Annotated in this window: 29 protein-coding genes and 1 pseudogene; 23 read left to right on the top strand and 7 right to left on the bottom strand. The window is 33.2% G+C overall.

Going from position 1 to position 26,602, the window contains the following annotated elements:
• Window positions 1-161: 161 nt before the first annotated feature.
• From AC5LXV_RS13185 to lpcA, 7 genes are all read left to right on the top strand, one after another.
• Window positions 162-551 (top strand): PTS sugar transporter subunit IIA, encoded by a 390-nt coding sequence (locus AC5LXV_RS13185; RefSeq protein WP_493451227.1) that lies wholly within the window; start codon window positions 162-164, stop codon window positions 549-551.
• Between the two features lie 17 nt (window positions 552-568).
• Entirely contained in the window at window positions 569-1,045 is a 477-nt protein-coding gene (locus tag AC5LXV_RS13180) for a PTS sugar transporter subunit IIB (RefSeq protein ID WP_493466724.1), read from the top strand.
• Between the two features lie 15 nt (window positions 1,046-1,060).
• Entirely contained in the window at window positions 1,061-1,798 is a 738-nt protein-coding gene (locus AC5LXV_RS13175; protein ID WP_110422957.1) for a PTS mannose/fructose/sorbose/N-acetylgalactosamine transporter subunit IIC, read from the top strand.
• A gap of 51 nt (window positions 1,799-1,849) precedes the next feature.
• Window positions 1,850-2,674, top strand: coding sequence for a PTS system mannose/fructose/sorbose family transporter subunit IID (locus AC5LXV_RS13170; RefSeq protein ID WP_493466723.1), 825 nt, complete (start codon window positions 1,850-1,852; stop codon window positions 2,672-2,674).
• Window positions 2,675-2,695: 21 nt separating this feature from the next.
• Window positions 2,696-3,739: a galactitol-1-phosphate 5-dehydrogenase gene (locus tag AC5LXV_RS13165; RefSeq protein WP_493466722.1), complete on the top strand. Its 1,044-nt coding sequence runs from the start codon at window positions 2,696-2,698 to the stop codon at window positions 3,737-3,739.
• 180 nt (window positions 3,740-3,919) lie between these two features.
• Entirely contained in the window at window positions 3,920-4,579 is a 660-nt protein-coding gene (gene alsE / locus AC5LXV_RS13160) for a D-allulose 6-phosphate 3-epimerase (protein WP_110423303.1), read from the top strand.
• A 57-nt stretch (window positions 4,580-4,636) separates the two neighbouring features.
• On the top strand, window positions 4,637-5,215 hold the full coding sequence (gene lpcA / locus AC5LXV_RS13155) for a D-sedoheptulose 7-phosphate isomerase (RefSeq protein ID WP_493466721.1): 579 nt from the start codon (window positions 4,637-4,639) through the stop codon (window positions 5,213-5,215).
• Between the two features lie 840 nt (window positions 5,216-6,055).
• On the opposite strand, the gene AC5LXV_RS13150 is transcribed toward lpcA, so the two are convergent.
• Both AC5LXV_RS13150 and AC5LXV_RS13145 read right to left on the bottom strand, forming a co-directional pair.
• A complete protein-coding gene (locus AC5LXV_RS13150; RefSeq protein WP_493468003.1) occupies window positions 6,056-7,000 on the bottom strand; it encodes an IS3 family transposase in 945 nt (314 codons plus the stop codon).
• On the bottom strand, window positions 6,898-7,404 hold the full coding sequence (locus tag AC5LXV_RS13145) for a helix-turn-helix domain-containing protein (protein WP_493466720.1): 507 nt from the start codon (window positions 7,402-7,404) through the stop codon (window positions 6,898-6,900). Before AC5LXV_RS13145 ends, AC5LXV_RS13150 begins: the two co-directional genes overlap by 103 nt.
• A gap of 324 nt (window positions 7,405-7,728) precedes the next feature.
• On the opposite strand from AC5LXV_RS13145, the gene AC5LXV_RS13140 reads away from it, so the two are divergent.
• Window positions 7,729-8,424 (top strand): GntR family transcriptional regulator, encoded by a 696-nt coding sequence (locus tag AC5LXV_RS13140; protein WP_493466719.1) that lies wholly within the window; start codon window positions 7,729-7,731, stop codon window positions 8,422-8,424.
• 13 nt (window positions 8,425-8,437) lie between these two features.
• On the opposite strand, the gene AC5LXV_RS13135 is transcribed toward AC5LXV_RS13140, so the two are convergent.
• Window positions 8,438-9,142 carry a GntR family transcriptional regulator gene (locus AC5LXV_RS13135; RefSeq protein ID WP_493466718.1) on the bottom strand — a complete coding sequence of 235 codons (705 nt, stop codon included), beginning with the start codon at window positions 9,140-9,142 and terminating at the stop codon, window positions 8,438-8,440.
• Window positions 9,143-9,344: 202 nt separating this feature from the next.
• On the opposite strand from AC5LXV_RS13135, the pseudogene AC5LXV_RS13130 reads away from it, so the two are divergent.
• The 15 genes and pseudogenes from AC5LXV_RS13130 to celB all read left to right on the top strand — a co-directional run bounded on the left by AC5LXV_RS13130 (window position 9,345) and on the right by celB (window position 24,807).
• A pseudogene (locus AC5LXV_RS13130) lies at window positions 9,345-10,671 on the top strand (6-phospho-alpha-glucosidase).
• Window positions 10,672-10,738: 67 nt separating this feature from the next.
• On the top strand, window positions 10,739-12,277 hold the full coding sequence (locus AC5LXV_RS13125; protein ID WP_493466717.1) for a PTS transporter subunit EIIC: 1,539 nt from the start codon (window positions 10,739-10,741) through the stop codon (window positions 12,275-12,277).
• Window positions 12,278-12,956: 679 nt separating this feature from the next.
• Complete coding sequence (sstT, locus tag AC5LXV_RS13120) at window positions 12,957-14,189, top strand: serine/threonine transporter SstT (protein ID WP_493466716.1); 1,233 nt, start codon at window positions 12,957-12,959, stop codon at window positions 14,187-14,189.
• Window positions 14,190-14,359: 170 nt separating this feature from the next.
• Entirely contained in the window at window positions 14,360-14,980 is a 621-nt protein-coding gene (gene acuR, locus AC5LXV_RS13115) for an acrylate utilization transcriptional regulator AcuR (RefSeq protein ID WP_493466715.1), read from the top strand.
• 203 nt (window positions 14,981-15,183) lie between these two features.
• Window positions 15,184-16,179: an acrylyl-CoA reductase (NADPH) gene (gene acuI / locus AC5LXV_RS13110; protein WP_493466714.1), complete on the top strand. Its 996-nt coding sequence runs from the start codon at window positions 15,184-15,186 to the stop codon at window positions 16,177-16,179.
• Between the two features lie 195 nt (window positions 16,180-16,374).
• Window positions 16,375-16,602 carry a ChaB family protein gene (locus AC5LXV_RS13105; RefSeq protein ID WP_034882497.1) on the top strand — a complete coding sequence of 76 codons (228 nt, stop codon included), beginning with the start codon at window positions 16,375-16,377 and terminating at the stop codon, window positions 16,600-16,602.
• Between the two features lie 128 nt (window positions 16,603-16,730).
• The gene (locus AC5LXV_RS13100) at window positions 16,731-17,015 is read left to right on the top strand and encodes a YciI family protein (protein ID WP_493466713.1); all 285 of its coding nucleotides are present in this window, start codon (window positions 16,731-16,733) and stop codon (window positions 17,013-17,015) included.
• 304 nt (window positions 17,016-17,319) lie between these two features.
• Window positions 17,320-17,853: an RNA polymerase sigma factor gene (locus AC5LXV_RS13095; RefSeq protein ID WP_110433009.1), complete on the top strand. Its 534-nt coding sequence runs from the start codon at window positions 17,320-17,322 to the stop codon at window positions 17,851-17,853.
• Window positions 17,854-18,075: 222 nt separating this feature from the next.
• Window positions 18,076-18,414 (top strand): carboxymuconolactone decarboxylase family protein, encoded by a 339-nt coding sequence (locus tag AC5LXV_RS13090; protein ID WP_493466712.1) that lies wholly within the window; start codon window positions 18,076-18,078, stop codon window positions 18,412-18,414.
• Between the two features lie 245 nt (window positions 18,415-18,659).
• Window positions 18,660-20,096, top strand: coding sequence for a 6-phospho-beta-glucosidase (locus AC5LXV_RS13085; protein WP_110433012.1), 1,437 nt, complete (start codon window positions 18,660-18,662; stop codon window positions 20,094-20,096).
• Between the two features lie 25 nt (window positions 20,097-20,121).
• Window positions 20,122-20,439, top strand: coding sequence for a PTS cellobiose transporter subunit IIB (locus tag AC5LXV_RS13080; RefSeq protein WP_110423304.1), 318 nt, complete (start codon window positions 20,122-20,124; stop codon window positions 20,437-20,439).
• A gap of 138 nt (window positions 20,440-20,577) precedes the next feature.
• The gene (locus AC5LXV_RS13075) at window positions 20,578-22,587 is read left to right on the top strand and encodes a BglG family transcription antiterminator (protein ID WP_493466711.1); all 2,010 of its coding nucleotides are present in this window, start codon (window positions 20,578-20,580) and stop codon (window positions 22,585-22,587) included.
• 2 nt (window positions 22,588-22,589) lie between these two features.
• Window positions 22,590-22,931, top strand: a complete 342-nt coding sequence (locus tag AC5LXV_RS13070) for a PTS cellobiose transporter subunit IIA (RefSeq protein ID WP_110433014.1) — start codon at window positions 22,590-22,592, stop codon at window positions 22,929-22,931.
• Between the two features lie 11 nt (window positions 22,932-22,942).
• Window positions 22,943-23,440: a hypothetical protein gene (locus AC5LXV_RS13065; RefSeq protein ID WP_493466710.1), complete on the top strand. Its 498-nt coding sequence runs from the start codon at window positions 22,943-22,945 to the stop codon at window positions 23,438-23,440.
• A gap of 14 nt (window positions 23,441-23,454) precedes the next feature.
• Window positions 23,455-24,807: a PTS cellobiose transporter subunit IIC gene (gene celB, locus AC5LXV_RS13060; protein WP_110433016.1), complete on the top strand. Its 1,353-nt coding sequence runs from the start codon at window positions 23,455-23,457 to the stop codon at window positions 24,805-24,807.
• A 118-nt stretch (window positions 24,808-24,925) separates the two neighbouring features.
• Here the strand turns inward: celB and rplI are convergent, their stop codons facing one another.
• The 4 genes from rplI to rpsF are packed head-to-tail and all read right to left on the bottom strand — an operon-like array spanning window position 24,926 to window position 26,308.
• A complete protein-coding gene (gene rplI, locus AC5LXV_RS13055) occupies window positions 24,926-25,375 on the bottom strand; it encodes a 50S ribosomal protein L9 (protein WP_034882514.1) in 450 nt (149 codons plus the stop codon).
• A gap of 22 nt (window positions 25,376-25,397) precedes the next feature.
• A complete protein-coding gene (gene rpsR / locus AC5LXV_RS13050) occupies window positions 25,398-25,625 on the bottom strand; it encodes a 30S ribosomal protein S18 (protein ID WP_025314965.1) in 228 nt (75 codons plus the stop codon).
• 4 nt (window positions 25,626-25,629) lie between these two features.
• Entirely contained in the window at window positions 25,630-25,941 is a 312-nt protein-coding gene (gene priB / locus AC5LXV_RS13045; RefSeq protein WP_034882518.1) for a primosomal replication protein N, read from the bottom strand.
• Window positions 25,925-26,308 carry a 30S ribosomal protein S6 gene (rpsF, locus tag AC5LXV_RS13040; protein ID WP_034882519.1) on the bottom strand — a complete coding sequence of 128 codons (384 nt, stop codon included), beginning with the start codon at window positions 26,306-26,308 and terminating at the stop codon, window positions 25,925-25,927. Before rpsF ends, priB begins: the two co-directional genes overlap by 17 nt.
• Window positions 26,309-26,602 lie beyond the last annotated feature (294 nt).

The raw sequence follows: 26,602 nt of genomic DNA, 5'->3' as shown, positions 1-26,602 counted from the left end.
AAAATATTAACAATCATTATAAAAATATAATTAATACAAATATTTATATTTTTAGTGAATTAGATAAGTGTGATTTTGATCTCAAAAGCAGAATATTAAAGTTTACATAATCATTTAAATATATAAACTTTTGAGTGAGCAATATGCTTTTGGAGAATTAAATGAAAAAGATTAAAACCATAATTATTACTCACGGTGATTTTGTTAATAATCTGATTAAAACATGTGAATTATTTTCAGGAACATTAATAGATACATTTGGTATTTCAGTTCAACTCGGAGATACGATTGAGAAGGTGACTAGCCAAATAGATGAAATCATAGTTAATAATAAAAATACTGAATTTGTAGTTTGCGTAGATATCTTAGGCGGTACTCCTTTTAATGCGGCTTGTTTAAGCAAAAGAAACAATGACAACATCCTAATAATCACAGGGGTTAATCTTCCCATTTTATTATTTTTATCCTTGGAAAAAGGCGCTTATTCAACGATTAACGAAATGAAAGAAGCTTTAATGTCGGTAGTAGAAAGCTCAATTAAATTTTTTTAAACAGCAGAGGTTAGCAAATGAGTGAAATTAGTTTAATAAGAATTGATGACAGGTTGATACATGGACAAGTAATGACTCGTTGGATTAAACATGTAGAAACTACAACAATTTTAATAATTGATGATGATTTAGTTAATGATGATTTTATGGTTTCTGTTTTAGAAATGTCAGTACCAAAAGGAATCAGCCTGAAAGTTGTCGATGTGAGTTCGGCTATAACTACTTTATCAACAGATGCAGATAATGAGAAATATTTAATATTAACTAAGGGGCCGAATCCATTATTAAAGCTTGTACAAAATAATATTCCTTTAAAAAATATAATTTTAGGTGGTATGGGCGTAAGTAATCTACGTAAAAACTTTTATAGAAATTTAGCAGCTTCAGAAGAAGAAATTGCTTCCTTTAAAACTCTAATGCAATCGGGAATTTGTATTGAAATTCAAGCTATACCTAGCGATAAAGCGGTTAATCTTTCATCTATTATTAAATAATCATCAGGAGGATTTATGTTCGTTTCTGCAATATTAGTGTGTTTAATTGCAACTTTCAGTTGTTGGTGGTTTAGTCATTTGATTACCAGAACATGGATGTATCCAATTGTATCAGGTTTTTTAGTTGCATTAGCTTTAGGTGAACCTATAGAAGGTATGAAGGCCGCAGCATACATCAACTTAGCTTATTTAGGTTGGATGACTGTTGGCGGTACTATGCCGGGTAATTTACCAGTAGCCTCAGTTTTTGGTACGGCTATGACAATCTTGAGTAAAGCAAATCCATCTACAGCTGTTGTTTTCGCATTACCATTCTCATTATTAGGCATTCTTTCTTGGCAAGTATCTATGAGTATTAATGCAATATGGGTAAATAAAGCTGAGGCCTTTTTAAATAGGGGGAATATTACTGGTATGAGGATGATGAATTATGTTCCCTCATTTTTTGTAGCCCTAATCTTAAATGGTTTTCCTGCATTTATTCTTGTTTATTTTGGCGCGGAATATATGCAAGATTTTTTAAAACACATACCTAACCATCTAGTATCCGCATTTGAAGTTGTTGGTGGCATCATGCCTGCATTAGGTATTGCAATGTTGGTTTCATTCTTGGGCAAAAAACACTTAATGCCTTATTTCTTCTTAGGATTTTTTGTGGTTGCCTATCTGAAAATAGATATTATGGGATTAGCTATTTTTGCTGCTATTGCTGCTTTTATTATAAATATGCTCACTACAAAAAGAGAGAACTAAATAGGGCACTCTCAATGTCGTCAATATTTTGGCAAATTAAAGGATAATATTATGAGTAACCAAACTATTTTAACCAAAAAAGAATTATTAAAAACATGGGCTTTGAATTTTAGTTCAGAAGCGGCATATAACTATGAGCGATTACAAGCGTTAGGTCAAGCAAATGCAATGGTGCCAGTTGTAAGAAAATTGTATCCTAATGATAAAAACAAACAATGTGAAGAATTAAAAAAATACTTAACCTTCTTTAACACCGAACCTTCCTTTTGTGGTTTGGGGATCACCGGAATAACTGTAGCTATGGAGGAAGCGAGGGCGAAAGATGGTGATGTATCTCCTGAGTCAATTGCTTCAATTCGATCAGGCCTTATGGGACCTGTCGCAGGTATAGGAGATACTCTTCAAGCAATCATATACTCAATTCTAGCCGCCGTTGCCTGTAATATGGCTGTTGAAGGTAATGTTCTAGGCCCCATTTTATTTGAGATTTTCTATAAAGTGATAATGATTGTCATTAGTCTGAATATGTTTTTCATTGGATATAGGAAGGGTAAATCATTTATTTTAGATATCCTCAAAAAAGGAATGATGGATAAGCTAACAGATATGTTTGGTTTAATCGGTTTGATGGTTGTTGGTGGAATGGCAGCATCTAGAGTAGCGGTTTATACCCCTTTAAAAATTGAAGTTGGTAAAATCACCATCTCTTTCCAAGAGCTACTTAATACTTTAATTCCTTGTTTAATCCCATTATTACTAACATTAGGCGTTTTACACATGGTTAATAAAAAAATAAAACCTAATACCATGATATTAATAATTTTTATTGTAGGGATTGTCGGTTTTTATACAAATATTTTGAACGTTATCAAATAAGAATTTATCGAGGAGAAATTTATGGAAGTATTAGCTTTAACAGCGCTCGGTCAATTGGAATATCAGGACCGGTCCATACCAAATCCTAACGCTCAAGAAGTTTTGGTAAAAATTAAGGCGGCGGGAATATGTGGTTCGGATATTCCAAGAACATTTACAACGGGTGCCTACCACTTTCCTTTAGTGTTAGGGCATGAGTTTTCTGGTGTGATAGAAAAAGTAGGGGATGGTGTAGATAGCTCTATTATAGGAAAGAAAGTAGCTATATTTCCATTAATCCCTTGCAATAATTGCACCTTTTGTGCCGAAAAATATTATGCAAGATGTACTAATTATAGTTATTTTGGTTCAAGACGAGACGGTGCTTTCTCTGAATATGTTGTTGTTCCAACATTTAACTTAATTTTTTTAGAAGATGATGCTGATGTCGTTGCATCAGCAATGATAGAACCGGCAGCTGTCGCTTTGCATGCTATAAGAAATGCTCATTTAGATCTCAATGATAATGTGGTTATTTATGGTGCCGGTCCGATAGGTATTATGATTGCTCGATGGGCATATTTGTATGGAGCTAATAAAGTTTTTTTAATTGATATTGATCAAAGGAAAATAGATTTCTGTTCATCGCTAGGTTTCAAATATGTTTGCAATTCAAAAACAGAAGATCCTATTAAATGGATAATGGAGCATACCAACGGTATAGGCGGAAATGTATGTATAGAAGGTACAGGATTTAGTGATGGAATTAATAATACCTTGATGTCATGTGCAATTATGGGAAAAGTTATTATATTGGGAAATCCCCATGAAAATATCACTATTACTAGAAAAACTTACGATAGTTTTATGCGTAAAGAAGCTACTTTAAAAGGAACATTTAATTCTGTTTATAAAAAATATCCTCACGATGAATGGTCTGAAGCTGCACAGGCAATATATGAAGGAAGATTAAAAGTAGATGATTTAATTTCTCATAAAGTAAATCTCAAAAAATTGAAAGATATGTTTTATATCATAAAAGAAGGTAAAGAGTTTACTTGTAAAGTAATGTGCGTAAACAATTAATTAATAATTCTTTTGTGTAAACTGATTATTAATAAGAGTATTTCTACAGTTAAAGCGTAAATTTTTTAAAAATTTGAAACAAACACCTAAATTATTTTTTTCACTACTTGCTAGTTTACGTTAATTCAAATTTTTATGTTTACTATAGAGTGAGGTTTGTAGTTGATGAACAATAAAAAAATAATGATAGCACCATCATTAATGTGCATGGATTTAACAAAATTTACAGAACAATTGACTTTTTTAGATGAAAGAATTGATTACTATCATGTTGATATAATGGATGGACATTTTGTGCCCAATCTAACATTAAGTCCTTTTTTTGTTAGTGAAGTAAAAAAAATAGTAGAAAAACCAATTGATTGCCATTTAATGGTAACTGACCCGATTAATTATATCGATGAGTTGGAGGCGAGAGGCGCCAATATTATATCTTTACAAGTTGAAACTTTGGAGGGATGTGCTTTTCGTATAATTGAAAAAATAAAAAAACATGGTTTGAAATGCGGCTTAGTCTTTAATCCCAACTCCTCGTTAGAATTAGCTAAATACTATATAAATTATGCTGATTTCATAACAATTATGACAGTAGATCCTGGATTTGCAGGACAACCGTTTATTGAAAATATGCTATTTAAAATAAAAGAGTTTAAAGAGTATAAAGACAATAACAATTTAAACTATGTAATTTCAATAGATGGCGGATGTAGCCATAAAACCTTTAATAAATTATTAAATGCTGGCGCTGAATCATTAATATTAGGATCTTCCGGTTTGTTTAACTACGATACCGACATTAAAAAAGCTTGGGAAATAATGAATTCTTACTTACTAAATTAGGTTAAGTTTATCCATTTGAGAAAAGTTACCAAAATACAAAATAAGGTAGTTGAAAAGATGTATATTGAAAAAATAAAAGCTGAATTGGAACAATCATCTGTTGTTCTAAATACATTTATGAATAATGACACAAAGTTACTTTTAGTTGAAGAAGCTGCTTTGGTAGTCGCTAATGCATTTAAATCAAAAAAGAAAGTTTTATCGTGTGGTAATGGAGGATCTCATTGTGACGCAATGCATTTTGCTGAAGAATTAACTGGTAGATATCGTGAAAATAGATCTGCTTATCCAGCTATTGCAATTTCTGATGTGAGCCATATATCCTGCGTGGCTAATGATTTTGGTTATAACTATATCTTTTCTAGATACATTGAAGGCATTGGTCAAGAAGGAAATGTACTTGTATGTTTTTCAGGATCTGGTAATTCAATAAACATTATTGAGGCGATGAAAACAGCAAAAGAAAAAGGTTTAAAGATTATTGCATTAACGGGTAATGGTGGTGGATTAATGTCTTCTTATGCTGATATAGAGATTAGAATTCCTCACCATGGTTATGCAGATAGAATTCAAGAAATACATATTAAAATTATTCATATTTTAATAATGTTAATCGAGCTGGAAATAAGCAAATAAATTGGCTTATGATTAAATTATTATTTATTATGGTTGGGCACACGTTAAAGTCAGTTTAATTTTATTAAAACTATGCAAATAAAAATTATTAGTAATAATTAAAATACTGTTAAATTTAAATATAAAAATATACGTTAAACTATGTGCCCAAATTAATAATAAAATTAGTAATTACATATAGTTGTTATTTTAATAAAATTTTTCCTCTTCAAAAAACTGTACTTCCACTTTCTTTATCTATTTGTCATCACTATTTGGTTTATCAAATACTCTTAATTAAGAGAATAATTAATCTTAATAACTGAATAATGCCATAAAAAAATAGTTATCATAATAATTTTTTTATAGTTTCTAGATTTATTTATGGTGATGTTTAGCCGTTATATTGTTCTTTAAGCAAATTTTATGGCTCATTCACCTAACTCTTTGTTTTTATTTTAAAGTGGGATTTGGAATGTCTACCCTTTTTCATACAATAAAATTAAAGGATAACGTTTATTTCAATGCCATCGGTGCCAAATAATCTAATAATGAATGCAGCCGATTATTGTTGCTCCAATATGTATAAGCAGAAAAACCGTGTCTTAGTTCACGGTTTTAGTTTATTATCGTAGTTCATTAGTATTGGTGAATATCTCATTTTTAACAAATTCAGTTTTAATTGTCTTAAATGTTACTTTAACAACGACATTATCATAAGAACATCTGTTAGGGCTTAATGAGCGAGCGATACCCAATATCTCAAAACAACTATCGAGTAATTTCTGCTGTTTTAGAAGGCAATCCCCATAAAAAATAAGGCAATTCCATGAAGTGACCCCATAAAGTTGGACACTTTTATTAAGCGGCTTGTAAGGCCTGATTTCGAAATTCAACCGGAGTCAGGCCTTTTAATTTGGCTTTAATCCGTTTGGTGTTGTAGTATTCTATATATTCTTCTATTTTTTCAATCAATTCATCTGCATCTTGAAAGCATTGTCCATGGTACATTTCTGATTTTAATAGACCAAAAAAGTTTTCAGCTACCGCATTATCTAAACAATTTCCTTTTCTGGACATACTTTGTTTGATGCCATTATTAGCTAGTAGCTTCTGATAATGGCAATTTCTATATTGCCAGCCTTGGTCACTATGTAGTAACGGTTTTTCACACTGTTTTAAGCGTGATATCCCTTTTTGAAGCATATCTGTCACCAAGGTCAAACGTGCATTTTTAGCCACTTTATAAGCGATTACTTCTTGATTATATAAATCGATAATGGGCGATAGGTAAATTTTCTGTTCATTTACCTTAAATTCTGTGACATCCGTTACCCATTTTTCATTTGGTCTCGATGATTCAAAATCTCTTTTAAGATAATTAGCGGCTGTTTTACCAGTCTCTCCACGATAAGAACGATATTTTTTAGGTCTTACTGTCGATTTGAGATTAAGCTGACCCATTAAGCGTTGTACCGTTTTATGATTGAGCTTAATGCCTTCATTTATCAACGCTAAATGAATTCGGCGATAACCATAACGCCCTTTATGTTCATGGTAAATCGATTCTATACGTTTTAACTCATTTTCATAAGCAGACGGGGTTTTCAACCTATTAACATGATAATAAAAAACACTTTTTGCCAGTTTTGTTGCTGATAGCAAATGTTTTAAAGAATACTGATATTTAAGAGCTAAAACAACTAACGTTTTTTCTTTGTTTGTTGACGTTTTGCTTGCTTCAGCTCTTCGAACTTTTTTAGAACAGCAATTTCTGCTCGTAGATAAGCAATTTCCTCTTTTAATGCTTCAATTGTTTTTTCATCATCACTGTGAGTTGGTTCAATACGGGGGTGCTTCATACATGGTCTTCCTCTGGAACGATATTCAAGCCCTCGGAAACCTTTTTTATGATATCTATCAAGCCAAACAAATAGAAGCCCGGGGGAACTTAAATTAAGCATAGCACTAGTGTGCCCGAGAGACCAATTATTTGTCCACATTAATTTTAATGCTTGTAATCTTGCTTCGGCATGACGTAAATGAGGTGTTGGTTGAAAGGCGTTATCACCATGAATCGCAACCACTTGGGACCAATACCGAATCTGACGAGAAGATATCGCATATTTTTTTGAAAGAATTTTCGATGATTCTCCTGATAAGAATTCATTAGCTATGATAATTTTTAAATCTCGACTATATTTTGACATAAAAAGACCCTCAGTAATTGGTTGTCCAACTATTGGGGGTCACTTCATCCATGCGATTTTTAATTTTATTGATTTTCCCTAAATTCAACTTTTTGATAATCAGCTAATATTATAATTAGGAGGGGGAAAACATGGATTAGTAAATTAACTTTAATAAAACTAGACTCTAATTTGAATTGATTACTGTTTTCTTATCTAACCATTGAGAGAAAATAGCTATATTATTTAAGATATTATAAACGATAATTATCATCGTATTAGATTTGATATTGTAGTTTTGCAGCGATATACTTTGATTAGAACGTCATATTTAGAAAAGAGATAATGAAAGTTGATTTAGTCTATAAAAAACTTTGTGATTTAATTAATCGTCAATACGCTATTGGTGACCGTTTACCCACTGAAAATGCATTATCATTACAATTTAATGTAGCCAGATCAACCTTGCGAAAAGTAATTAAGCAATTAATAGAGCAAGATATTGTTATTAGCTATCAAGGAAAAGGGTGTTTTGTTAAAAATAAACCCAGCCCAACGACTAACCTTTTTATAGAAGCTTATACAGCAAATAATGACAATATTACTATTAAAATATTGCATTATCAGTTAGTTACTATCCCGGCTATCATTGCTCATAAACTCAATTTGTCTATTAATGATAGGGCTTATTATGTCCAAAGGCTTGTCTATTTTGATAATCAACCACAACAAATTCAAGAAAGTTTTTTACCGGTAAAGTTTTTCCCTGAACTTTGTTATGATGATGTGCTTCACCCTACTTTTGAGATAATAAAAAAATATATATCATTAGCTGATATTAATAGTTTTCTATATTTTACTCCTTGTATTGCAGATTCAATTACAGCCAATGCTTTGAATATTGATAAAGGAAAATTACTTCAGCAGCAGATTTTATTGGTAACGAATAAACAAGGTTTAGGCATCAATTACTCAATCACCTCATATTGTTGTGAAAAAAATAATCATCATTTTATATTACGTTTTAATGATGAGAGCTAATAGTAAATGTTAACTATGCTTTAAAATAATGCTGAGTATTATAACGTTCGGTAACTAGGAATTGTTCAGAATATTCAATAGGTTGATTATTTTCTGAAAACACCGTGGTTTTCATGAGTAACAATGGTTGCTCAACTGCCACTTTAAGCAAATTTGCTACCTCTTCATCAGCTAAATAAGGCAAAAAAGTCCGATAACCGTCTAATATAGGGATGTTACATTCTTCTCTAATATACCTAAATTTTGATTTTTCAAGATGCGAGATAGTCAAATGAGGTAATAAACTAACAGCTAAAAAGCTATTTTCTAATAAAATTGGCATATCGTTAAGTAAGCGCAATCGTTGAATAGCATAAACTTGGCTATTAAGAGGAATATTAAGCTTATCAGCTATATCTTTATTAGCGGAAATTACGGCAAATTGAGTGACTAGATTGATAATATTCTTCTCACCGGCATTTTCCATTACCTTATAAAAGCCGGTTAAAGGTCTATTTTTATAATTGGTTTTTTTTATAACTAAATATCCTTTCCCCTGTTTGGCTTCTATCACTTTTTCATCTATTAGTTGTTTTAATGCTCGGCGAATAGTGGATGAACAAACCTGATACTCCTTAGCCAGTTTTTTTTCACTTGGTAAGAAGCTATTAATTGGGTAATAGTTGTCATTAATTTGATTACGAATCTTTTCAGCAATTTTTAAATATACAACTTTCATACCAATAAAAAATGTTAACTTGTTAATATTTAATAATTAAATTTAACATATGTAAATAATACTAACCATATTAAATAAGTCAAAAATAATCACAATGTGATAAAGATCACAAATCATTGGTCATCTTATATTTTCGCAATTTTCCTCTCTTTATAGTGTATTTGTTGTAACACATTAATCTAATTCAAAAAAAGGAATTAACATGAAAAAATATAATTTAGTTATCGTTGGTGGCGGTAGTACTTTTACTCCAGGTTTTTTGAAATCATTTTGCCGTATGAAGGAGCAATTCCCTTTAGGTAAACTGGTTTTATTTGATATTGATGCTGAACGTCAATCGGTAATTGGAGAATTTGGTAAAATTTTATTTAAAGAGTTATATCCTGAAGCGATATTTCATTATACCACTGATATTGCCGAGGCATATCAAGATATGGATTTTGTTTTTATGCAGATGCGTGTTGGTGGTTATAAAATGCGTGAACTGGATGAAAAAATCCCTTTGCAACATGGAATAATTGGTCAAGAGACTTGTGGTCCAGGTGGTTTTGCTTATGGTTTGCGTTCAACTAAAGAGATGATAAAAGCGATTTATGATATACGTCAGTATTCCCCCTAATGCTTGGATACTCAACTACTCAAATCCGGCAGCAATTGTTGCTGAAGCTTTACGCCGTGAATTTCCGAATGATAAAAAAATTCTTAATATTTGTGACCAACCGGAAAATGTTGTGCGTTCATGTAGCCGTTTATTAGGTTGTCATTTTAAAGAGCTTGATCCCGTTTACTTTGGTCTTAATCACTATGGTTGGTTTACTCATATTTATAATAAGAAAACCGGTGAAGATCTATTACCTAAATTAAGAGCGTTAATTGCTGAACGAGGATTTTTACCTCAAGATGCTGAGCAACGAGATAAATCATGGCTGGAAACTTATGGCATGGTTAAACAGCTTATGGAAGATTTTCCGGATTATCTACCTAATACATATAACCAATATTATCTTTATCCTGATTATAAAGCCAAGCATTTAGATCCGAATTTTACGCGCGCCAATGAAGTGATGGCAAGTCGTGAAAAACGAGTTTTTGAAGAGTGTAAAGTGATTATTAATGCTGGTACGACAAAGGGTTATATCAATATTCATGAAGATGCCCATGCTGAATTTATGATTGAGGTAGCAATGTCAATTGCATATAACAAAAACGATCGATTTATTATCATTGTTGAGAACTATGGTGCAATTAATAATCTACCGGATGACGGAATGGTTGAAGTTGTTGCCGAATTGGGCAGTAATGGACCAAAACCAATGCGTGTAGGTAATATTCCTACTTTCTATAAAGGATTATTAGAAAATCAACTTGCTTCCGAAAAACTTGCTATTGATGCCTATTATGAAGGTTCCTACCAAAAAGCGCTTGAATCATTAACGATCAATCGCACAGTAAACGATGCCAAAAAAGCCAGAATCATTCTTGATGCCTTAATTGAGGCTAATAAAGACTATTGGCCAGAACTCAAATAACAATTGGGGGAGCCAACTCCCCTCTATTTATATTGGAAGCCAAGACGTATTATCTTAGGAGCAAAAGATGCAAAAATTTAGCAGATTAAAGATTATGGATTTCTTTTCTGATTTTGGTCGTAGTTTACTTTTACCTATTGCCATTTTAGCCTTGACTGGATTACTTTTAGGTCTATCTGCGGCATTATTAAGGGCACAAATACAAGATCTATTACCATTTCTAAAAAGTGATATTGCCATTTATATTATCACGACAATTCGTTTCATATCAGGTAAGGCTTTTGAACTAATCCCTGTTATGTTTTCAATTTCAGTTTCATTTGGTTTAGCTAAACAAGAGAAAGAAATTGCCGCTTTAGCCGGCTTTATGGGGTACTATATGATGTTATTTAGTGCCTCAATAATGATTAAGTCAGGTTTAGTTGATATCGATAAGTCAATATTAGCGAATATCCTCGGCATAGAAAATACTCTACAAATGGGTGCGGTAGCAGGGATGATAACCGGTGTTATTAGTGCTTACTTGCATAATAAATTTTATAAAATTCAATTTCCAGTAGCTATTGCTTTTTTTGGTGGCAAACGATTTGTTTCAATCGCTGTTATCTTTTGGACTTCAATTTTAGGGCAAATTATGCCATTGATTTGGGGACCAATCGCGGCCGGTATAGAAGTAATCGGAACATCTATTAGCGCATTAGGTGGAGTTGGGGTATTTTTGTTTGGTTTTCTAGAAAGATTACTGATTCCTACTGGGTTACATCATATTATCAATCAATTATTTAGAACAACGGTTGTCGGTGGTTCATTAGGTGGTATTGATGGAACATTAAATGTGTTTATGCACTATTTTGGGCATGTTGATATTGAACAATTAAAACCGTTTACTCGTTATCTTGGTCAAGGAAAAATGCCATTTATGATGTATGGCTTACCTGCTGCTGCATATGCGATTTATAAAACAACGCCACATGAGAAAAAAACTAAAGTTAAAGCACTAATGATTGCTGGCGCAGCTGCGGCATTTGTAACAGGTATTACTGAACCATTAGAGTTTTCATTCCTCTTTATCGCCCCGATCTTATATTTATTTCATGCTTTTATGGCTGGTTTAGGCTTCTTTTTAATGAGTGCATTCGATGTCGGTATTGGTAATACCAGTGGAGGATTTATTGATTTCATTCTTTATGGTGTTTTAGTTGAAAACTCTAAATGGTACATGGAAATTGTTGTTGGAATCTTTTATGCCCCAATTTATTATTATGTTTTCAAATGGTATTTAAGCCGTAAAAAAATCTCAATTGACACCAGTGATGAATTTTTAGATACCGCTAATAACGCAAATACCAACGATAAACTAACCGCTGATGAAAATTCATTAGAAGTGAGGATTATTAATGCGTTAGGTGGTAAAGAGAATATAGAGGTGGTAAATAATTGCCTAACCAGATTACGTGTGGATCTTAAAAAAGTATCAATTATCGATCAAGAGGTATTAAAAACAACGGGTGCACTTGGTGTAGTAATAAACAGTGATACTCATGTACAAGTAATTTATGGACCTAAAGTTGAAAAAATTGCTACATTGGTCAGAGAGGCATTATAAAACGTTTATCAACGCAGGTTAAAACATTATAACTACTATTTATCTACCTATTTTTTACCCCTACTTACTAAGGAAGAATAGGTAGATACAACCATCCTAATCAACAATACTTTTTATAATCGTTTATTGTTACCTGCTGTAAAAATAATCGAGAAGTTTATACCTTCAGCGGATATTTTTCAGTAAAACCTCGTGTTAACTATATTAAATCAGCCCGAATTAAATTTTTCCTACAAAATAATTAAAGAAAAAGTTCTATTAAATAAAGCAGGCATAAAAGTATCTAACAAGAGTGTGGTTTCTTAAGGTTAGTTCAACCATTGGTTAAAATAGGTAGCAATAAAAGGGGGAACACGATACAACTGACTTTTTTAAAACTGGGTAATTGTTATTTTTGTAAAATTATCAACAAGCCTATACCGTCAGCGGATATTTTTGTAAAAACCTAGAATTAATTATATCCAATTAGCATTGCTTAAAAAATTATAAGAATTAGTATCGCTTATCTACATAATTGACCGAGTTATGTCAGCAAACCAATATCCTTAATTAAAAGAATAATTAATCTTAATAATTGAATAATGCCATATAAAAAATAGTTATCATAATAATTTTTTTATAGTTTTTAGATTTATTTATGGTAATGTTTAGCCGTTATATTGTTCTATAAGGAAACTTCATGGCTCATTCAACTAACCCTTTGGTTCGTTTTTATTTTAAAGTAGGATTAATACCTCAAATTGTTTTAGGTTTACTCTTAGGGATTGCGTTAGCAGCAATTTCCAGAGAAGCAGCATTAGATATGTCTTTTATTGGGGCACTTTTTATTAATGCCTTAAAATCAGTAGCACCAATTTTAGTCCTCATTTTAGTTATTGCTTCAATTTCCAATCATCAACATGGCAAACGTGCCAATATGAGTGAATTACTTGCACTTTATTTTGCCGGTATGATGTTGGCTGCATTATTGGCAACAGTAGCCAGTTTTATTTTTCCTTCACAAATTTCGTTGGGGGATTCAATTGATAAAAGTAAATTAACCCCGCCGGGTAGTGTAATTGAAGTATTAAAAACGTTATTAGATAGGATGATAGACAATCCGATCAATGCGCTGGTTAATGCTAACTATATCGGCCTTATTATTTGGGGGGTAGGTATTGGGATTGCGTTAAGGCACTCAAGCGAAACCACCAAAACGATGATGAACGATCTCTCTTTGGCTATTTCATTTATTGTTAAAATTATTATTCGTTTTGCGCCAATTGGGGTATTTGGTTTAGTTGCTTCTACATTGGCTGAAACTGGTTTTGGTGAGCTTGCTAAGTATGCGCATTTATTGGTCGTGTTAGTTTCATGTATGTTGATAGTCGCATTAATTATTAATCCACTATTAGCATTTTTAGTAATGCGTAAAAATCCATATCCATTAGTCTTTACCTCATTAAAAGAGAGTGCTATTCCAGCCTTTTTCACTCGAAGTTCGGCTGCCAATATTCCAGTTAACATGGAAATTTGTCGAAAATTAAAAATGGATGAAGATACTTATTCGGTGGCGGTACCATTAGGCGCGACCATCAATATGTCTGGCGCGGCAGTTACTATTACCGTTTTAACCTTAGCGACAGTTTACTCGATGGGAATGAGTATTGATATTCTTTCTGCGGTGTTACTGTGTATTGTTGCCAGTGTTTGTGCTTGTGGTGCATCGGGTATTGCTGGTGGTTCGTTACTACTTATTCCAGTAGCTTGTAGTATGTTTGGTATACCTAACGAAATTTCAGCAAAAGTTATTGGTATCGGTATTGCGATTGGCGTTATTCAAGACTCGGTTGAAACCGCACTTAATTCATCTAGTGATGTTGTCTTTATTGGTGCAGTTTCCGAAAAAGTAAAACGCCGAAAAACACAATAATTCGGTCTTATGCCTAAACTGGCGAAGCTTTACTATTTAGCCTGATAACTATCAGGCTTTTTTATTAATTGAACAACCTGATTAACCGCAAATTATTGCATTTGTTGATTTGACTATTTATCATGACTAAATAATAAATTATTTATATTCAAACAATATTGTGGAATCTTATGCCAGTTAATATTTCTGCGTCAACACTTTCCAAAAAAGGTAATGAGACAAGAGCGGCATTGATCCGTAGTGGGGTAGAGTTGATGACCACTTATGGATATATCTCGTCGAATATTGAAAGTATTTTAAAGCAAGTTGGTGTACCTAAAGGGTCATTTTATTATTACTTTAAAAGTAAAGAAGAGTTTGGCAAAACGATTATTGCCAGCTATGACAGTTTTTTTGCTCATAAATTAGATAAACATTTAACTAATGCGTCGATTAAATCCCCCTTGGCAAGAATTATCGCCTTTTATGAAGATGCAAAGCAAGGTATGGCAAAATATGATTATAATCGTGGATGTTTAATTGGTGTGTTAATACAAGAGGAATCCTTATTACCCGAAGGGTATGCCGTGTTGCTTGAACAGGTTTTACAAAATTGGCAGGTAAAAATTGAAAATTGTCTTTTGCTAGCCAAAAATCTAAATGAAATTGGTTCAGATATAGATTGTAAATTATTAGCAGCGTTCTTTTGGTTAGGCTGGGAAGGTGCTGTAACGCGCAGTAAATTGGTGAAAAAATCTGATCCTTTAGATCTATTCATAAATACCTTCATCAATATGGTCAGTAAAAAGTAACTATCAATTTAATTTATTTAAATTTTTATTTTTTTATCATCACCTTTAGATAATTTATTGCTTTTAACTAGACGATCGGTCTATAATTTTTTAGACCGACCGTCTATTAATAATGATTACATTAGTTAACTGGCATCCTAACCAATTCAGTTCAGCGATCGTTAATCGGTTAAATATCCATTGAACAATAGGGAATATTATATATGTCATTCAAGGCTCTTATTTTAGAAAAAGATGAGGTTAATGGGTTTTCACATTCATTAAAAAACTTAACCAAACAACAATTATTACAACAACAAGGTGATACTTTAGTTCAAATTCAATATTCAAGTATCAATTACAAAGATGCGTTAGCATTGACTAATAAAAGTCCTATTGTTAGACAATGGCCAATGGTTCCCGGAATTGACGGAGTAGGTAGCGTTATTGAATGTCAAAATGGTCGTTATCAAGCCGGTGATTTAGTTATCTTGAATGGTTGGGGATGTGGTGAAACGCATTGGGGATGTTATGCTCAATATGCCTATTTGAAAGCGGATTGGTTAATTCCTTTACCCAAAAATCTTACCCCTTATCAATCGATGATTATCGGTACTGCGGGATATACGGCAGCTTTATGTGTTAAGCGTATTGTTGATTTTGGTGTTAAACCAGAAGATGGTAAGGTTTTAGTTACTGGTGCAACAGGTGGTGTTGGTTCGGTTGCGGTTGCGCTACTGAGTAAATTAGGCTATCAGGTAACCGCTTCTACGGGGAAAGTGACTGATGAAGATTATCTGCATAAACTCGGTGCTGTTGAAATTATTAATGGTCAATCTTTGAAAGAGCCTAATCGACCATTACAAAAAGAGTTATGGTCAGCAGCGATCGATGTGGTAGGTTCTTACACTTTAGCCAATATTTGTGCTCAAACCCAATATGGTGGTATTGTCGCCTGCTGTGGTCTTGCTCAGGGTATGGATTTACCGGCCACGGTTGCACCATTTATTTTACGCGGAGTAACATTAGCCGGTGTTGATAGTGTAATGGCTAGTTATGATAAACGGATTGCGGCTTGGCAACTAATTGCGCAAAACATGGATGAACAGCTATATTCGCATATAGCTAACACCATCACCTTAAATGAATGTACCGATGTTGCCGCTGAAATGATCGCCGGTAAAATTAAAGGTCGTTTTGTGGTTGATGTGAATAAGTAACTAAATCACCAATAAAGCGATGTAATTTATCATCGCTTTATTCACTTTTATATCTAAATGACAAATTATTGCCTAATAGTTCTTGTATTTCCCGTAAAATCAGACTAAATTCAAGTTCAGTTGTTTTTAAAGTAAAGTTCGCAATGACCGTTAGAATTATCCATATTGAATGATTAATTTAAAGGGGAATGTGATATGCCTTATCAAACACGAGATGACCTACCAGAATCAGTGCGACATGTTTTACCTGCTCATGCTCAAGATATTTTTAAAGAGGCTTTTAATAGCGCCATAAAAGAGTATCAAGATCCCAAAAAACGACGCGATAACAGTAATCCGGAACAAGTCGCTTTTCGAGTGGCTTGGGCGGCAGTTGAAAAAGTGTATCGCAAAGGTGAAGATGGTAAATGGGTGACAAAATAACGCCACAAATAGTAATCAAACTTTGTTTTAATATGTGATAGTGCTAGTATTAAAAGTATTAGTCACTTAGTCTAAAATCTAAGCCAACATTTAAAGTTGGCTTATTTAGACAAAAATCAAGGAATGAAATGTTTATTTTTTCTCTTACTTATCTTAAACCTATTAACGAAGTTGAAAAACATTTACCACAACATATCGATTATTTGAAGCGTTATTATCAATCAGGTCATTTTATCAGCTCAGGACGTAAAGTACCGCGCATAGGTGGTGTCATTCTTTGTCGTGCTGATAGTTATGACCAAGCTATGACAATTATTCAGAAAGATCCATTCTATATTCATCAAATTGCCAAATATGAAGTGATTGAGTTTATTCCTACTAAATATGCAGAAGGATTTGATATATTCCTGTAACTAGTCGTTGAAGATTAAAAATTTTATCATTAAAGCGGAAAAATTTAAATTTTGATTATTTGTCGCTAATTTAGATTTAATTATCAACTAAACATGGTGTTAACCATCACTCGCTGGCAAATTATATTGAGTTATTTAATCAATCTGATCATTAAATCCTCACATCAACAAAATTAATAAATTTGTTTGAATCCTTTTTAACTTTTCCAACCTCTAATAAATAGGTGATTCAATAAATAAAATTATTTTAAATTTATTTAAATTTAAGTTTCTGTTTTGAATAGATTAGATAGAGATAAAAAATATGGGCAAAAACAAAGAACAACTAATCAAATTAGCTTGTCAGGGCGATAAACAAGCACTTGAAAAGTTATTGTTGATTTGTCAACCCGATATTAAACGATTCGCGCGACGAACATGCTCAACTTCAGAAGATATTGAGGATGCTGTGCAAATTGCCTTATGGCAGTTATATCGAAAAATAGGAATGTTAAAAACGGTAGCCACTTTTACTAGTTGGTTATTTCGTATTGTCGAACGAGAATGTTATCGATTATTTAGAATTAGGCAGGCGAATAAAATTAATGCCGAGTTTCAACTTGATGATTTACCTGCAACATATTCCAATATCGATCTAAAAATTGACTTAATTAATGCAATTACTGCTTTGCCATTAATTTATCGGCAAGTATTTATTTTAAAAGATGTTGAAGAATATTCATCTCCAGAGGTTGCTGCCAAATTAGGGATCACTGTTGAAGCGGTAAAAAGTAGATTGCACCGCGCTAGAACAATTATAAAACAACAAATTAAAACACCAAAAATTGCTGATATTTAAAGCATATATAGGAGAGTAATATGTATTGTCATAATTCAATAACGCGACATTTAATCAGAGGTTTAAGCGCACTAATGTTGATTATAGGTGTCTTTGTATTTCAACTATCACTTTTCGTTAAACTATTATTTGTTATTTGCGCATTTTTTTTGTTGCGAGGTTGTCCGGCATGCTGGTTTTTAAACTTGATTAATAAACTACAAACTAACAAGGGAGAATAATATGGGGAATTATCAATCAAGAGATGATTTTAAATATCTCACGTCTTTATTGAAGTATGCGCCTAATGAGACACAAGCATTTATTGATTTTGACCATCAAACGATTAAGCGAACTAATGGGGTTATTCCAACAAAAACGAGAGAGTTAATTGCATTAGCGATAGCACTTACCACGCAATGTGCTTATTGTATTGACGTTCATGTCAAAGGGGTAAAAAAAGCCGGAGCTAATTCAGAAGAGTTGGCTGAACTGATTGCTATTTCTGCCTCAGTAAGAGCAGGCGCAACCATGGCTCAGGGTCTATTAGCTATGCGCTTGTCTGAACAGGCGCATAGTTAATTTATTACTATTAGAATTTTACAAATTGGTAATTAATTAGTTAAAGGATTAATTATCAATTTAACTGTTTTCCAATTTAATTAACTAATTTTTGCTTTTCCCTTCCTCAATCCTCTCTTTTTTATAAGAAAGATTTCCGTATTGTGCCGATTTTTTCCTTATCAATACGGAAAAAGTTGGTTAGTAATTATTCATTTTTCCTTTTATACTAAATTTGAATCGTCAATAAACATAGGTACTTGATTATGAATAATAAAGGTTTACCAAAAGGTTTTTTATGGGGAGGAGCAGTTGCCGCTCATCAATTGGAAGGTGGTTGGCAAGCTGGTGGTAAGGGGCCTAGTGTTGCTGATGTGATGACTGTTGGGTCGCCTAAAAGTTATCGAAAAATCACCGAAGGTATTATTCCCGGTGAGTACTACCCTAATCACGAGGCAATTGATTTTTATCACCACTATAAGGAAGATATTAAATTGTTCGCTGAAATGGGGTTTAAGTGTTTTCGAACATCGATTGCTTGGACGCGAATCTTTCCGAAAGGTGATGAACTTGAACCAAATGAAGAGGGGTTGAAGTTTTATGATGATCTTTTTGATGAATGTTTAAAATATAATATTGAGCCAGTTGTTACCCTTTCACACTTTGAGCTACCTTATTATTTAGTTACCGAATATGGTGGCTTCCGTAATCGCAAACTAATTGATTTCTTTGTTCGCTTTGCTGCGGTCTGTTTTGATCGTTATAAAAGTAAAGTGAAATATTGGATGACTTTCAATGAGATCAATAATCAAGCTAATTTTAATGAAGATTTTGCACCTTTTACTAACTCAGGTATTTATTATAAACCAGGCGATAATCGTGAAGAAATCATGTATCAAGCTGCGCATTATGAATTAGTAGCTAGCGCAAAAGCGGTTCAAATTGGCCATGCGATTAATCCAGATTTTGAAATTGGCTGTATGATTGCTTTAGTGCCAATTTATCCTGAAACTTGCAAACCAAGTGATATTTTAATGGCGCAAAAAGTGATGGAACGTAAGTACTTCTTTACTGATGTGCATGTTCATGGCAAATACCCAAATTACATTCAAAAATATTGGCAACGTAAAAATATCAAACTCGATATTACCCCGCAAGACTTAGAAGTATTAACTAAAGGAACGGTTGATTATATTGGATTCAGCTATTATATGTCGAATGTAGTTAGACATAATAAGGGTAATGATCATTATGATTATAATGAAAAAACCGATTTAGTCGGCAACCAATATGTCAAAAAATCCGATTGGGGTTGGCAAATTGACCCTGAAGGCTTGCGTTACACATTAAATTGGCTTACCGATACCTATCGCTTGCCGCTTTTCATTGTTGAAAATGGTTTTGGTGCTTATGACAAAGTTGAAGCAGATGGTAGTGTTCATGATAGTTATCGAATTGAATATCTACGTGAACATATCAAACAGATGAAGTTAGCGGTTGAAGAAGATGGCGTTGATTTAATGGGATATACCCCTTGGGGCTGTATTGATTTAGTTTCAGCCGGTACCGGTGAAATGGAAAAACGTTACGGTTTTATCTATGTCGATAAAGACAATAAGGGCAACGGAACCTTAAAACGTAGTCGTAAAGATTCATTTGCTTGGTATAAAAAAGTCATTGAGTCAAATGGTGAAACTTTATAACGATTTAAATTCATTAGGAGAAGTTATGAAAAAGGCGTTAATTATTTGTGCTGCAGGCATGTCATCATCGCTTATGGCTAAAAAGGTAACTGAATTTTTTGCAAACAAAAATATAGCGATTGAGCTTGATGCGGTATCTGCAACAGAAGGCAGTAATAAGATTAAAAATAGTGATTTCTCACTGTTTTTGGTTAGTCCACAAACTATGATGATGTTTGATAAATTGAAAGCATTAGGCGATGAAGTGGGTAAACCGGTTGTCAGTATTCCTTTTCAGGCATATATTCCGATTCAATCAGGTATTGAACAATTAGCAAAATTAGTTGAGGACAATATCAATTAAAATATAAAAAAATTTCAGTTCTACCATTCTTAATGTGATGCGGTTGTTAGATAAATAATCGCATCATAAACGAGATTTATGTTTTAACGACTTGACCCTTTGGGATAATTTTCATTAATAGTTAAGGTGTAGTAGATAATGATAAAACAAAAACAACGAGAACTTATTAGTTTATTAGTTCGTTCTAAAAATGGCTATAAAAGTAGTCAAGAACTCGCTGCGGAATTATCGTTATCAGATCGTACGGTTCGTACTTATCTTAAGGATTTAAAAGCATTAATTGAAAGCAATGGTGGCAATATTGTTAGTAAACAAGGTTATGGTTTTCAACTTGAAATTTTAGATCGTACTAGCTTTAATTTATTTTTAATTGAACATCATTTATTAGATAAAAATATTGAGCAATCTCAATGTCGGGAAGCGAGTGAACGAAAACACTATATTCTTAATTTATTATTACTTGAAAGTCAGAAAATTGATGTTGAAACGTTATCCGAACAGCTTTTTATTAGTTCATCGCAATTAAATAAAGATATTGCAGAAATAAAGTCGCAATTACAATCTTATGAGCTTACCCTTAAAAAGGGTCATTCGTTAATTTATGTTGATGGTGAGGAAAAAGCCAAACGTCATTTTATTATGAGTTACTTTTTTCATGAAGAGTCGATTAATTTTTTACACCACTTAAGCTATTTTAACCAAACTTGTGAAGCGATTAGTTTTGATACCTTAACTATCATCATTTTAGATGAATGCCGTGAAGCCAATATCAAATTGTCAGATGTCATGATTCAAAATATTGTGCTGCATCTGTCTTTAAGCATTAAGCGTTTACAATCAGGGCTTTCGATACAAAATCTTGATCTTCCCCTGTCGACTGATTCAACCCTCGAATACCAAGTCGCCAAACGAATCATTGCTCGTATTGAATCAATAATTGGTTTTCATTTTCCTAAAGAAGAGCAGATGTACCTTACGCTACATTTAATGAGTAAATCGAATTTAATCCAAAATAATTTAGATGAGGAGCTTGGTGGCTCATTAGCTAATTTACTTGCGAAAATACAACAGGAAACGGGCTATCCTTTTTGGCACGATGAACAGTTAAAAAATGGATTAATTCAGCACTTAAAGCCGATGTTGGTGCGTTTGCAACAGAATATAAAGTTAGAAAATCCGCTAATAGATGAAATAAAAAACCAATATGCTGAAGTTTTTCGGTTAGTTAAACACTATTTTAATCAGCTACCTAATTTAAATAACTATGACGTTAATGATGATGAATGGGGATATTTGGCACTACACTTTTTGGCATCCCTAGAAAAATTAAAAAATGACCAAAAAGCTAAAGTGTTGATTATTTGTGCAACAGGATTGGGTAGTGCTCAACTACTTAAAAATCGTGTGGAACGTGAATTTGATGAGCGAGTGAAAATTGTAGCGACACGTGGTTATTATGAGATAGAGCCAGCGATGTTAAATGACATCGATTTTATTATTTCCTCAGTTGATTTATCGTCCAAGGTGTTTAAAGTACCCGTGTTTCATGTATCAGTCTTCTTTTGTGAAGAAGATGTGCAAGCAATTCGTCGATATCTTTCTCATCGACAATCTCCCAATTCATTACCTAAAAATGCTTTACCGCTGGTATCTGATGATAAAAAACAGAATCATGCAAAATATATTGCGCAACTATTTGATGAAATTGCTGCCGATTATTTTTATTTGTGTCAACAAAAGCCAACTAAACAAGCCGTCATAGATCATTTACTCAATTTATTATCTGTCAATGAAGCAAAAAACTTCAAGCAGGAGATGAACAAACAGATGGAAAAAAGGCAGGCTATTGGTGAAATAATCTTTAGCCCAACCATTGTGGTTCCACACCCGGCGATTCCAGTAGGTAAGATCGCTAAAATCGCTATTGCGGTTATTCCTGAAGGTTTAATTTGGGATGAACATTATCAAGATATCAAGTTTGTTTTTATGATTTCACCATCCATTTATCAAAATTCCAACTTAGCGATGATGACTAAAGCGATTGTTAATTTAATTGACGATTTGGCTATTCAACAAGCGATGTTAAAAATTTCAGATTTTAATCAGTTTAAATCACTTTTTATCCAACTAATTGAAAAAGGAGCGTAGCAATGACTGACATAATGAGCTCGGAGGATATTCAAATTACCGCTTTCAATATTATTTTGCATAGTGGTAATGCTAAAACCAAAATTCACCTTGCATTTAAAGCAATGAGGGAAGCTGAATTTGAACTAGCAACGCAATTACTTGAAGAGGCAAATCAAGAGATTTTAGAAGCACATAAATCGCAAACCGAATTACTTCAATCCTATGCGAGCGGCACTAAAATCGAGATGGAGATCATTATGGTTCATGCTCAAGATCATTTGATGAACACAATGACATTAAGAGAAATTGCTATTGAGATGTCGCATCTTTATCAGCAAACCTACAAGTTAGCAAATGAATAAAGAGGTTAGTTATGAATACTCCACTAGAAAGCCAACTTAAGATGCACAAAAAAGTCAGCTTGACTAATCTCTATTTTAATCGTTTTTTAGCGGTTCGTTATATCACTGCATTTTTTCTGTTTATTAACCTTTACTGGGCGTTTTTTTTGCTAGGTAGCTTATCAATAGCTTTTGCGCTACCACTGGTGCTCATTGTGCTTGCTACGTTAACCAGTTTTGAGCAAATAAAGCTCTACCGAAATCATAAAAACCATTTGCGTTATGCGAGTTTGTTTTATCGAATAATGTTGATAGCTATCACAGTGTTAATCATTTCGATATTCACTCCGTTATTTCACTTCTTTTTTCCATTTTTAAAAAATTCACCAGAGGCGATAAATATATTATTAGGAATTTTGTCAGTAAGTTTATTTTTTACAATTCTTATACTAATAAAACTGAAGAAAATTGAGCGTAATGAGGATAAACATTTTAAAAGAATTCAAGCTTATCAAGAAATCATTAATTAAATGAGGAAAACAAAATGAATACCGGATTTGTGTTGTTACAAAAGTATTTGATGACTCCGATGGCTAAAATATCGCAGTTTAAGATTGTTCGGGCAGTAATGGCGGCAGGGATGGCATCTGTTCCTTTTTGTATCGTTGGATCGATGTTTTTGGTGTTTAATACTCTACCAATGACCTTTACTGGTTTAGAAACCCTTTTTCAAAATACTATTTTTAAAGTTAGCGATCTTTATATGATAGCCAATACGGCGACAATGGGAATTTTGGCGCTCTATTTTAATATTGTTGTCGGTTATGAATTAACCAAAATAGAGGAAGAAGAGACAGGTTTAAAAGTTAATGCACTTAATGGGGCAATGTTATCTGTTTTCGCTTTTATTATGACATTACCTGAATTGGTTATGCAAAATGGTAAGATGGTCTTACTAAGTGATCAAAGCGAATTAGTTTTTAATGGATTACGCTTAAACCCGTTTGTGTTACGATTAGGAACTTCAGGTATCTTCATCGGTATTGTGATGGCCATTGTGGCAACTCAACTTTACTTCCTTTGTGTACGCCGTAATTGGGTAGTTAAAATGCCTGAAACTGTGCCACTAGGTGTTTCACGCTCATTTACCGCATTAATACCTACCTTTGTTATCGCTTTCACAATTATCATTCTAAATGGCATTTTAGTCTATTTTGGTACCGACATTTTTGATATTATTGGTGTTCCGTTTACCTTTGTAACCAATTTAACTAAAAGTTGGCTTGGTATCATGGTGATTCTCTTTTTAATTCATGCACTTTGGGTGGTGGGTATTCATGGTGCAAGTATCATTGGTGCTTTTATCACCCCGATTATGCTTACCAATATGAATGAAAACGTTGGTGGCGCCCATATTCCATTTGCTGGTGAGTTTAATAATTCATTGGTTATTTTAGGTGGTTCAGGTTCAACATTGTTAATGACTTTCTTTATTGCCTTTTGCGCTAAATCGAGTCAATTAAAAATTTTAGGGCGAGCATCAGCTGTTCCGGCAATCTTTAATATTAATGAGCCAATTATTTTTGGTATGCCGATAGTTTATAATCCATATCTTGCCTTGCCATTCCTATTAGCGCCAATGGCATGTGGTACCTTAGGTTATTTTGCTATTAGTACTGGATTTATGAATCCAATTATTGCCCTAATACCTTGGCCATCACCAATGGGATTGGGGGCATTTATAGGAACAGGTGGTGATTATCGCGCTATGTTTGTTGCGATCCTTTCAGCAATTTTAGCATTGTTGATTTACCTACCATTTGTCAAAATTTATGACAATAAACTTTATAAAGAAGAACAAGCAAAATCTGAAAGCAAAAGTCAAACAGAGGAATAAATTGTAGGTTGGTGTCGAATCTATTCTTATTGAGGCAAAAAATAGTAAACATAATAGATTCTTGAGGTAATAAAAAACCCGTTATAAAAACGGGTTTTTATTGCTATTTAATTGATGATTATTCAGGAATAATATCAACAATAACTTTTGCAAAAGCTTCGCTGTGTACTTGGAATAACACTTCGTGTTCACCAGTAGTACGCAATACACCATTAGGTAAACGAACTTCGCTTTTTGATACTTGAATACCACGAGCTTTAACAGCATCTGCGATATCACGAGTACCAATTGAACCAAATAGACGACCTTCATCACCTGCTTTAGAAGTAATAGTTACTTTACCTAATGCATTGATTTCAGATACACGCTCTTCAGCGGCTTTCAATGTTTCTGCTAGTTTTGCTTCTAATTCAGCACGGCGCGCTTCGAAGAATTCAATATTCTTTTTAGTCGCAGGTACTGCTTTACCTTGTGGAATCAAAAAGTTACGAGCATAACCCGCTTTAACATTAACTTGATCACCTAAGCTGCCTAAATTAGCAACTTTATCGAGTAGAATAATTTGCATTATATGTTCCCTCTGTTGCTAATTACTGATGGTTGTCAGTATATGGTAATAATGCCAAGTAACGAGCGCGTTTGATAGCGCGAGCTAGTTGACGTTGATATTTTGCGCTAGTACCAGTAATACGGCTTGGTACGATTTTACCACTTTCTGTGATATAGCTTTTTAATAAAGAAACATCTTTATAATCAATTTCTTTAACGCCTTCTGCAGTAAAGCGGCAGAATTTGCGACGACGGAAATAACGTGCCATTTGGCTATTCTCCTAATAGTTTAATTTGGTCAGCATGTAAAACTAATTGACTGGTTTTATCTCGTTTAGTATGTGTGCTAATAAAGCCACTTACTAATACTTTGCTGCCTTTTTTAATACTGTAACTTAAATCTTGTTGTCCACTGACAATAACGGGCAAGGTGCACCATGCTTGTCTGGGGAATCCTGCTTCGAATTGTTCGGAAACGTGTTCTAAATAAAACTGGCAGTGTGAAATCCCACTGGGACTCATTTTTTTTATCGGGGTTTTGGTAACCAATCCCGATAAAACTAAACGATTATTCTTCTGAATCATCGTCCATGTTTACATCGCTATAATCTTCTTCAGAACTACGACGTTCATCTTTAGCTTTTAGCATAGGTGATGTTTCAGTTACAGCGTGTTTTGTACGCATAATTAAACTGCGAATTACTGCATCATTAAAACGGAAGTTATCTTCAAGTTCATTTACTGCTTCTTGAGTTGCTTCTACATTCATTAACACATAGTGTGCTTTGTGCAGTTTTTCGATAGGATAGGCTAATTGGCGACGACCCCAATCTTCTAAACGATGGATTTTTCCACCATCAGTGGTTAACGTACCAGTATAACGTTCAATCATACCAGGTACTTGTTCACTTTGATCTGGGTGAACCATAAATACAATTTCGTAATGACGCATTATCGCTCCCTACGGATTAATCAGCTTTCTGTCGGGGCAACCGCAACCCATTGAAAGCAAGGAACATGAAAATTGAGCGGTTGAAATCGACGGCGCATTATATATTAAAATTACGACTTTAACAAATGAATAAATTATAAAAATAGCCTATAGTGTTTTATAAACAAAAAGTAAACTTAATCATCATCAAAAATCCTATTTTTAACTTTTTTATCAGATTTTCATCAGAAAACCCGATCTAAATGTAAAAATGTAACGATATCTATACATTTTTGTCATTAAAGTATGCTATCC

This window comes from Gilliamella sp. LMG 34359, assembly GCF_984569085.1.
Note: the sequence above shows the minus strand (reverse complement) of the source record. Positions and strands in the feature narration are given on the sequence as shown.

Excerpts from the sequence above, each read along its gene's own strand:
- AC5LXV_RS13185 (WP_493451227.1), top strand. The coding sequence starts at position 162 with ATGAAAAAGATTAAAACCATAATTATTACTCACGGTGATTTTGTTAAT.
- AC5LXV_RS13095 (WP_110433009.1), top strand. The coding sequence starts at position 17,320 with ATGGGCAAAAACAAAGAACAACTAATCAAATTAGCTTGTCAGGGCGAT.
- acuI (WP_493466714.1), top strand. The coding sequence starts at position 15,184 with ATGTCATTCAAGGCTCTTATTTTAGAAAAAGATGAGGTTAATGGGTTT.
- AC5LXV_RS13105 (WP_034882497.1), top strand. The coding sequence starts at position 16,375 with ATGCCTTATCAAACACGAGATGACCTACCAGAATCAGTGCGACATGTT.
- AC5LXV_RS13065 (WP_493466710.1), top strand. The coding sequence starts at position 22,943 with ATGAATACTCCACTAGAAAGCCAACTTAAGATGCACAAAAAAGTCAGC.
- AC5LXV_RS13140 (WP_493466719.1), top strand. The coding sequence starts at position 7,729 with ATGAAAGTTGATTTAGTCTATAAAAAACTTTGTGATTTAATTAATCGT.
- AC5LXV_RS13100 (WP_493466713.1), top strand. The coding sequence starts at position 16,731 with ATGTTTATTTTTTCTCTTACTTATCTTAAACCTATTAACGAAGTTGAA.
- AC5LXV_RS13090 (WP_493466712.1), top strand. The coding sequence starts at position 18,076 with ATGGGGAATTATCAATCAAGAGATGATTTTAAATATCTCACGTCTTTA.
- AC5LXV_RS13165 (WP_493466722.1), top strand. The coding sequence starts at position 2,696 with ATGGAAGTATTAGCTTTAACAGCGCTCGGTCAATTGGAATATCAGGAC.
- AC5LXV_RS13145 (WP_493466720.1), bottom strand. The coding sequence starts at position 7,404 with ATGTCAAAATATAGTCGAGATTTAAAAATTATCATAGCTAATGAATTC.
- AC5LXV_RS13170 (WP_493466723.1), top strand. The coding sequence starts at position 1,850 with ATGAGTAACCAAACTATTTTAACCAAAAAAGAATTATTAAAAACATGG.
- rpsF (WP_034882519.1), bottom strand. The coding sequence starts at position 26,308 with ATGCGTCATTACGAAATTGTATTTATGGTTCACCCAGATCAAAGTGAA.
- AC5LXV_RS13085 (WP_110433012.1), top strand. The coding sequence starts at position 18,660 with ATGAATAATAAAGGTTTACCAAAAGGTTTTTTATGGGGAGGAGCAGTT.
- lpcA (WP_493466721.1), top strand. The coding sequence starts at position 4,637 with ATGTATATTGAAAAAATAAAAGCTGAATTGGAACAATCATCTGTTGTT.
- AC5LXV_RS13125 (WP_493466717.1), top strand. The coding sequence starts at position 10,739 with ATGCAAAAATTTAGCAGATTAAAGATTATGGATTTCTTTTCTGATTTT.
- rpsR (WP_025314965.1), bottom strand. The coding sequence starts at position 25,625 with ATGGCACGTTATTTCCGTCGTCGCAAATTCTGCCGCTTTACTGCAGAA.
- rplI (WP_034882514.1), bottom strand. The coding sequence starts at position 25,375 with ATGCAAATTATTCTACTCGATAAAGTTGCTAATTTAGGCAGCTTAGGT.
- priB (WP_034882518.1), bottom strand. The coding sequence starts at position 25,941 with ATGATTCAGAAGAATAATCGTTTAGTTTTATCGGGATTGGTTACCAAA.
- sstT (WP_493466716.1), top strand. The coding sequence starts at position 12,957 with ATGGCTCATTCAACTAACCCTTTGGTTCGTTTTTATTTTAAAGTAGGA.
- AC5LXV_RS13075 (WP_493466711.1), top strand. The coding sequence starts at position 20,578 with ATGATAAAACAAAAACAACGAGAACTTATTAGTTTATTAGTTCGTTCT.
- AC5LXV_RS13175 (WP_110422957.1), top strand. The coding sequence starts at position 1,061 with ATGTTCGTTTCTGCAATATTAGTGTGTTTAATTGCAACTTTCAGTTGT.
- celB (WP_110433016.1), top strand. The coding sequence starts at position 23,455 with ATGAATACCGGATTTGTGTTGTTACAAAAGTATTTGATGACTCCGATG.
- AC5LXV_RS13180 (WP_493466724.1), top strand. The coding sequence starts at position 569 with ATGAGTGAAATTAGTTTAATAAGAATTGATGACAGGTTGATACATGGA.
- AC5LXV_RS13135 (WP_493466718.1), bottom strand. The coding sequence starts at position 9,142 with ATGAAAGTTGTATATTTAAAAATTGCTGAAAAGATTCGTAATCAAATT.
- acuR (WP_493466715.1), top strand. The coding sequence starts at position 14,360 with ATGCCAGTTAATATTTCTGCGTCAACACTTTCCAAAAAAGGTAATGAG.
- AC5LXV_RS13070 (WP_110433014.1), top strand. The coding sequence starts at position 22,590 with ATGACTGACATAATGAGCTCGGAGGATATTCAAATTACCGCTTTCAAT.
- AC5LXV_RS13080 (WP_110423304.1), top strand. The coding sequence starts at position 20,122 with ATGAAAAAGGCGTTAATTATTTGTGCTGCAGGCATGTCATCATCGCTT.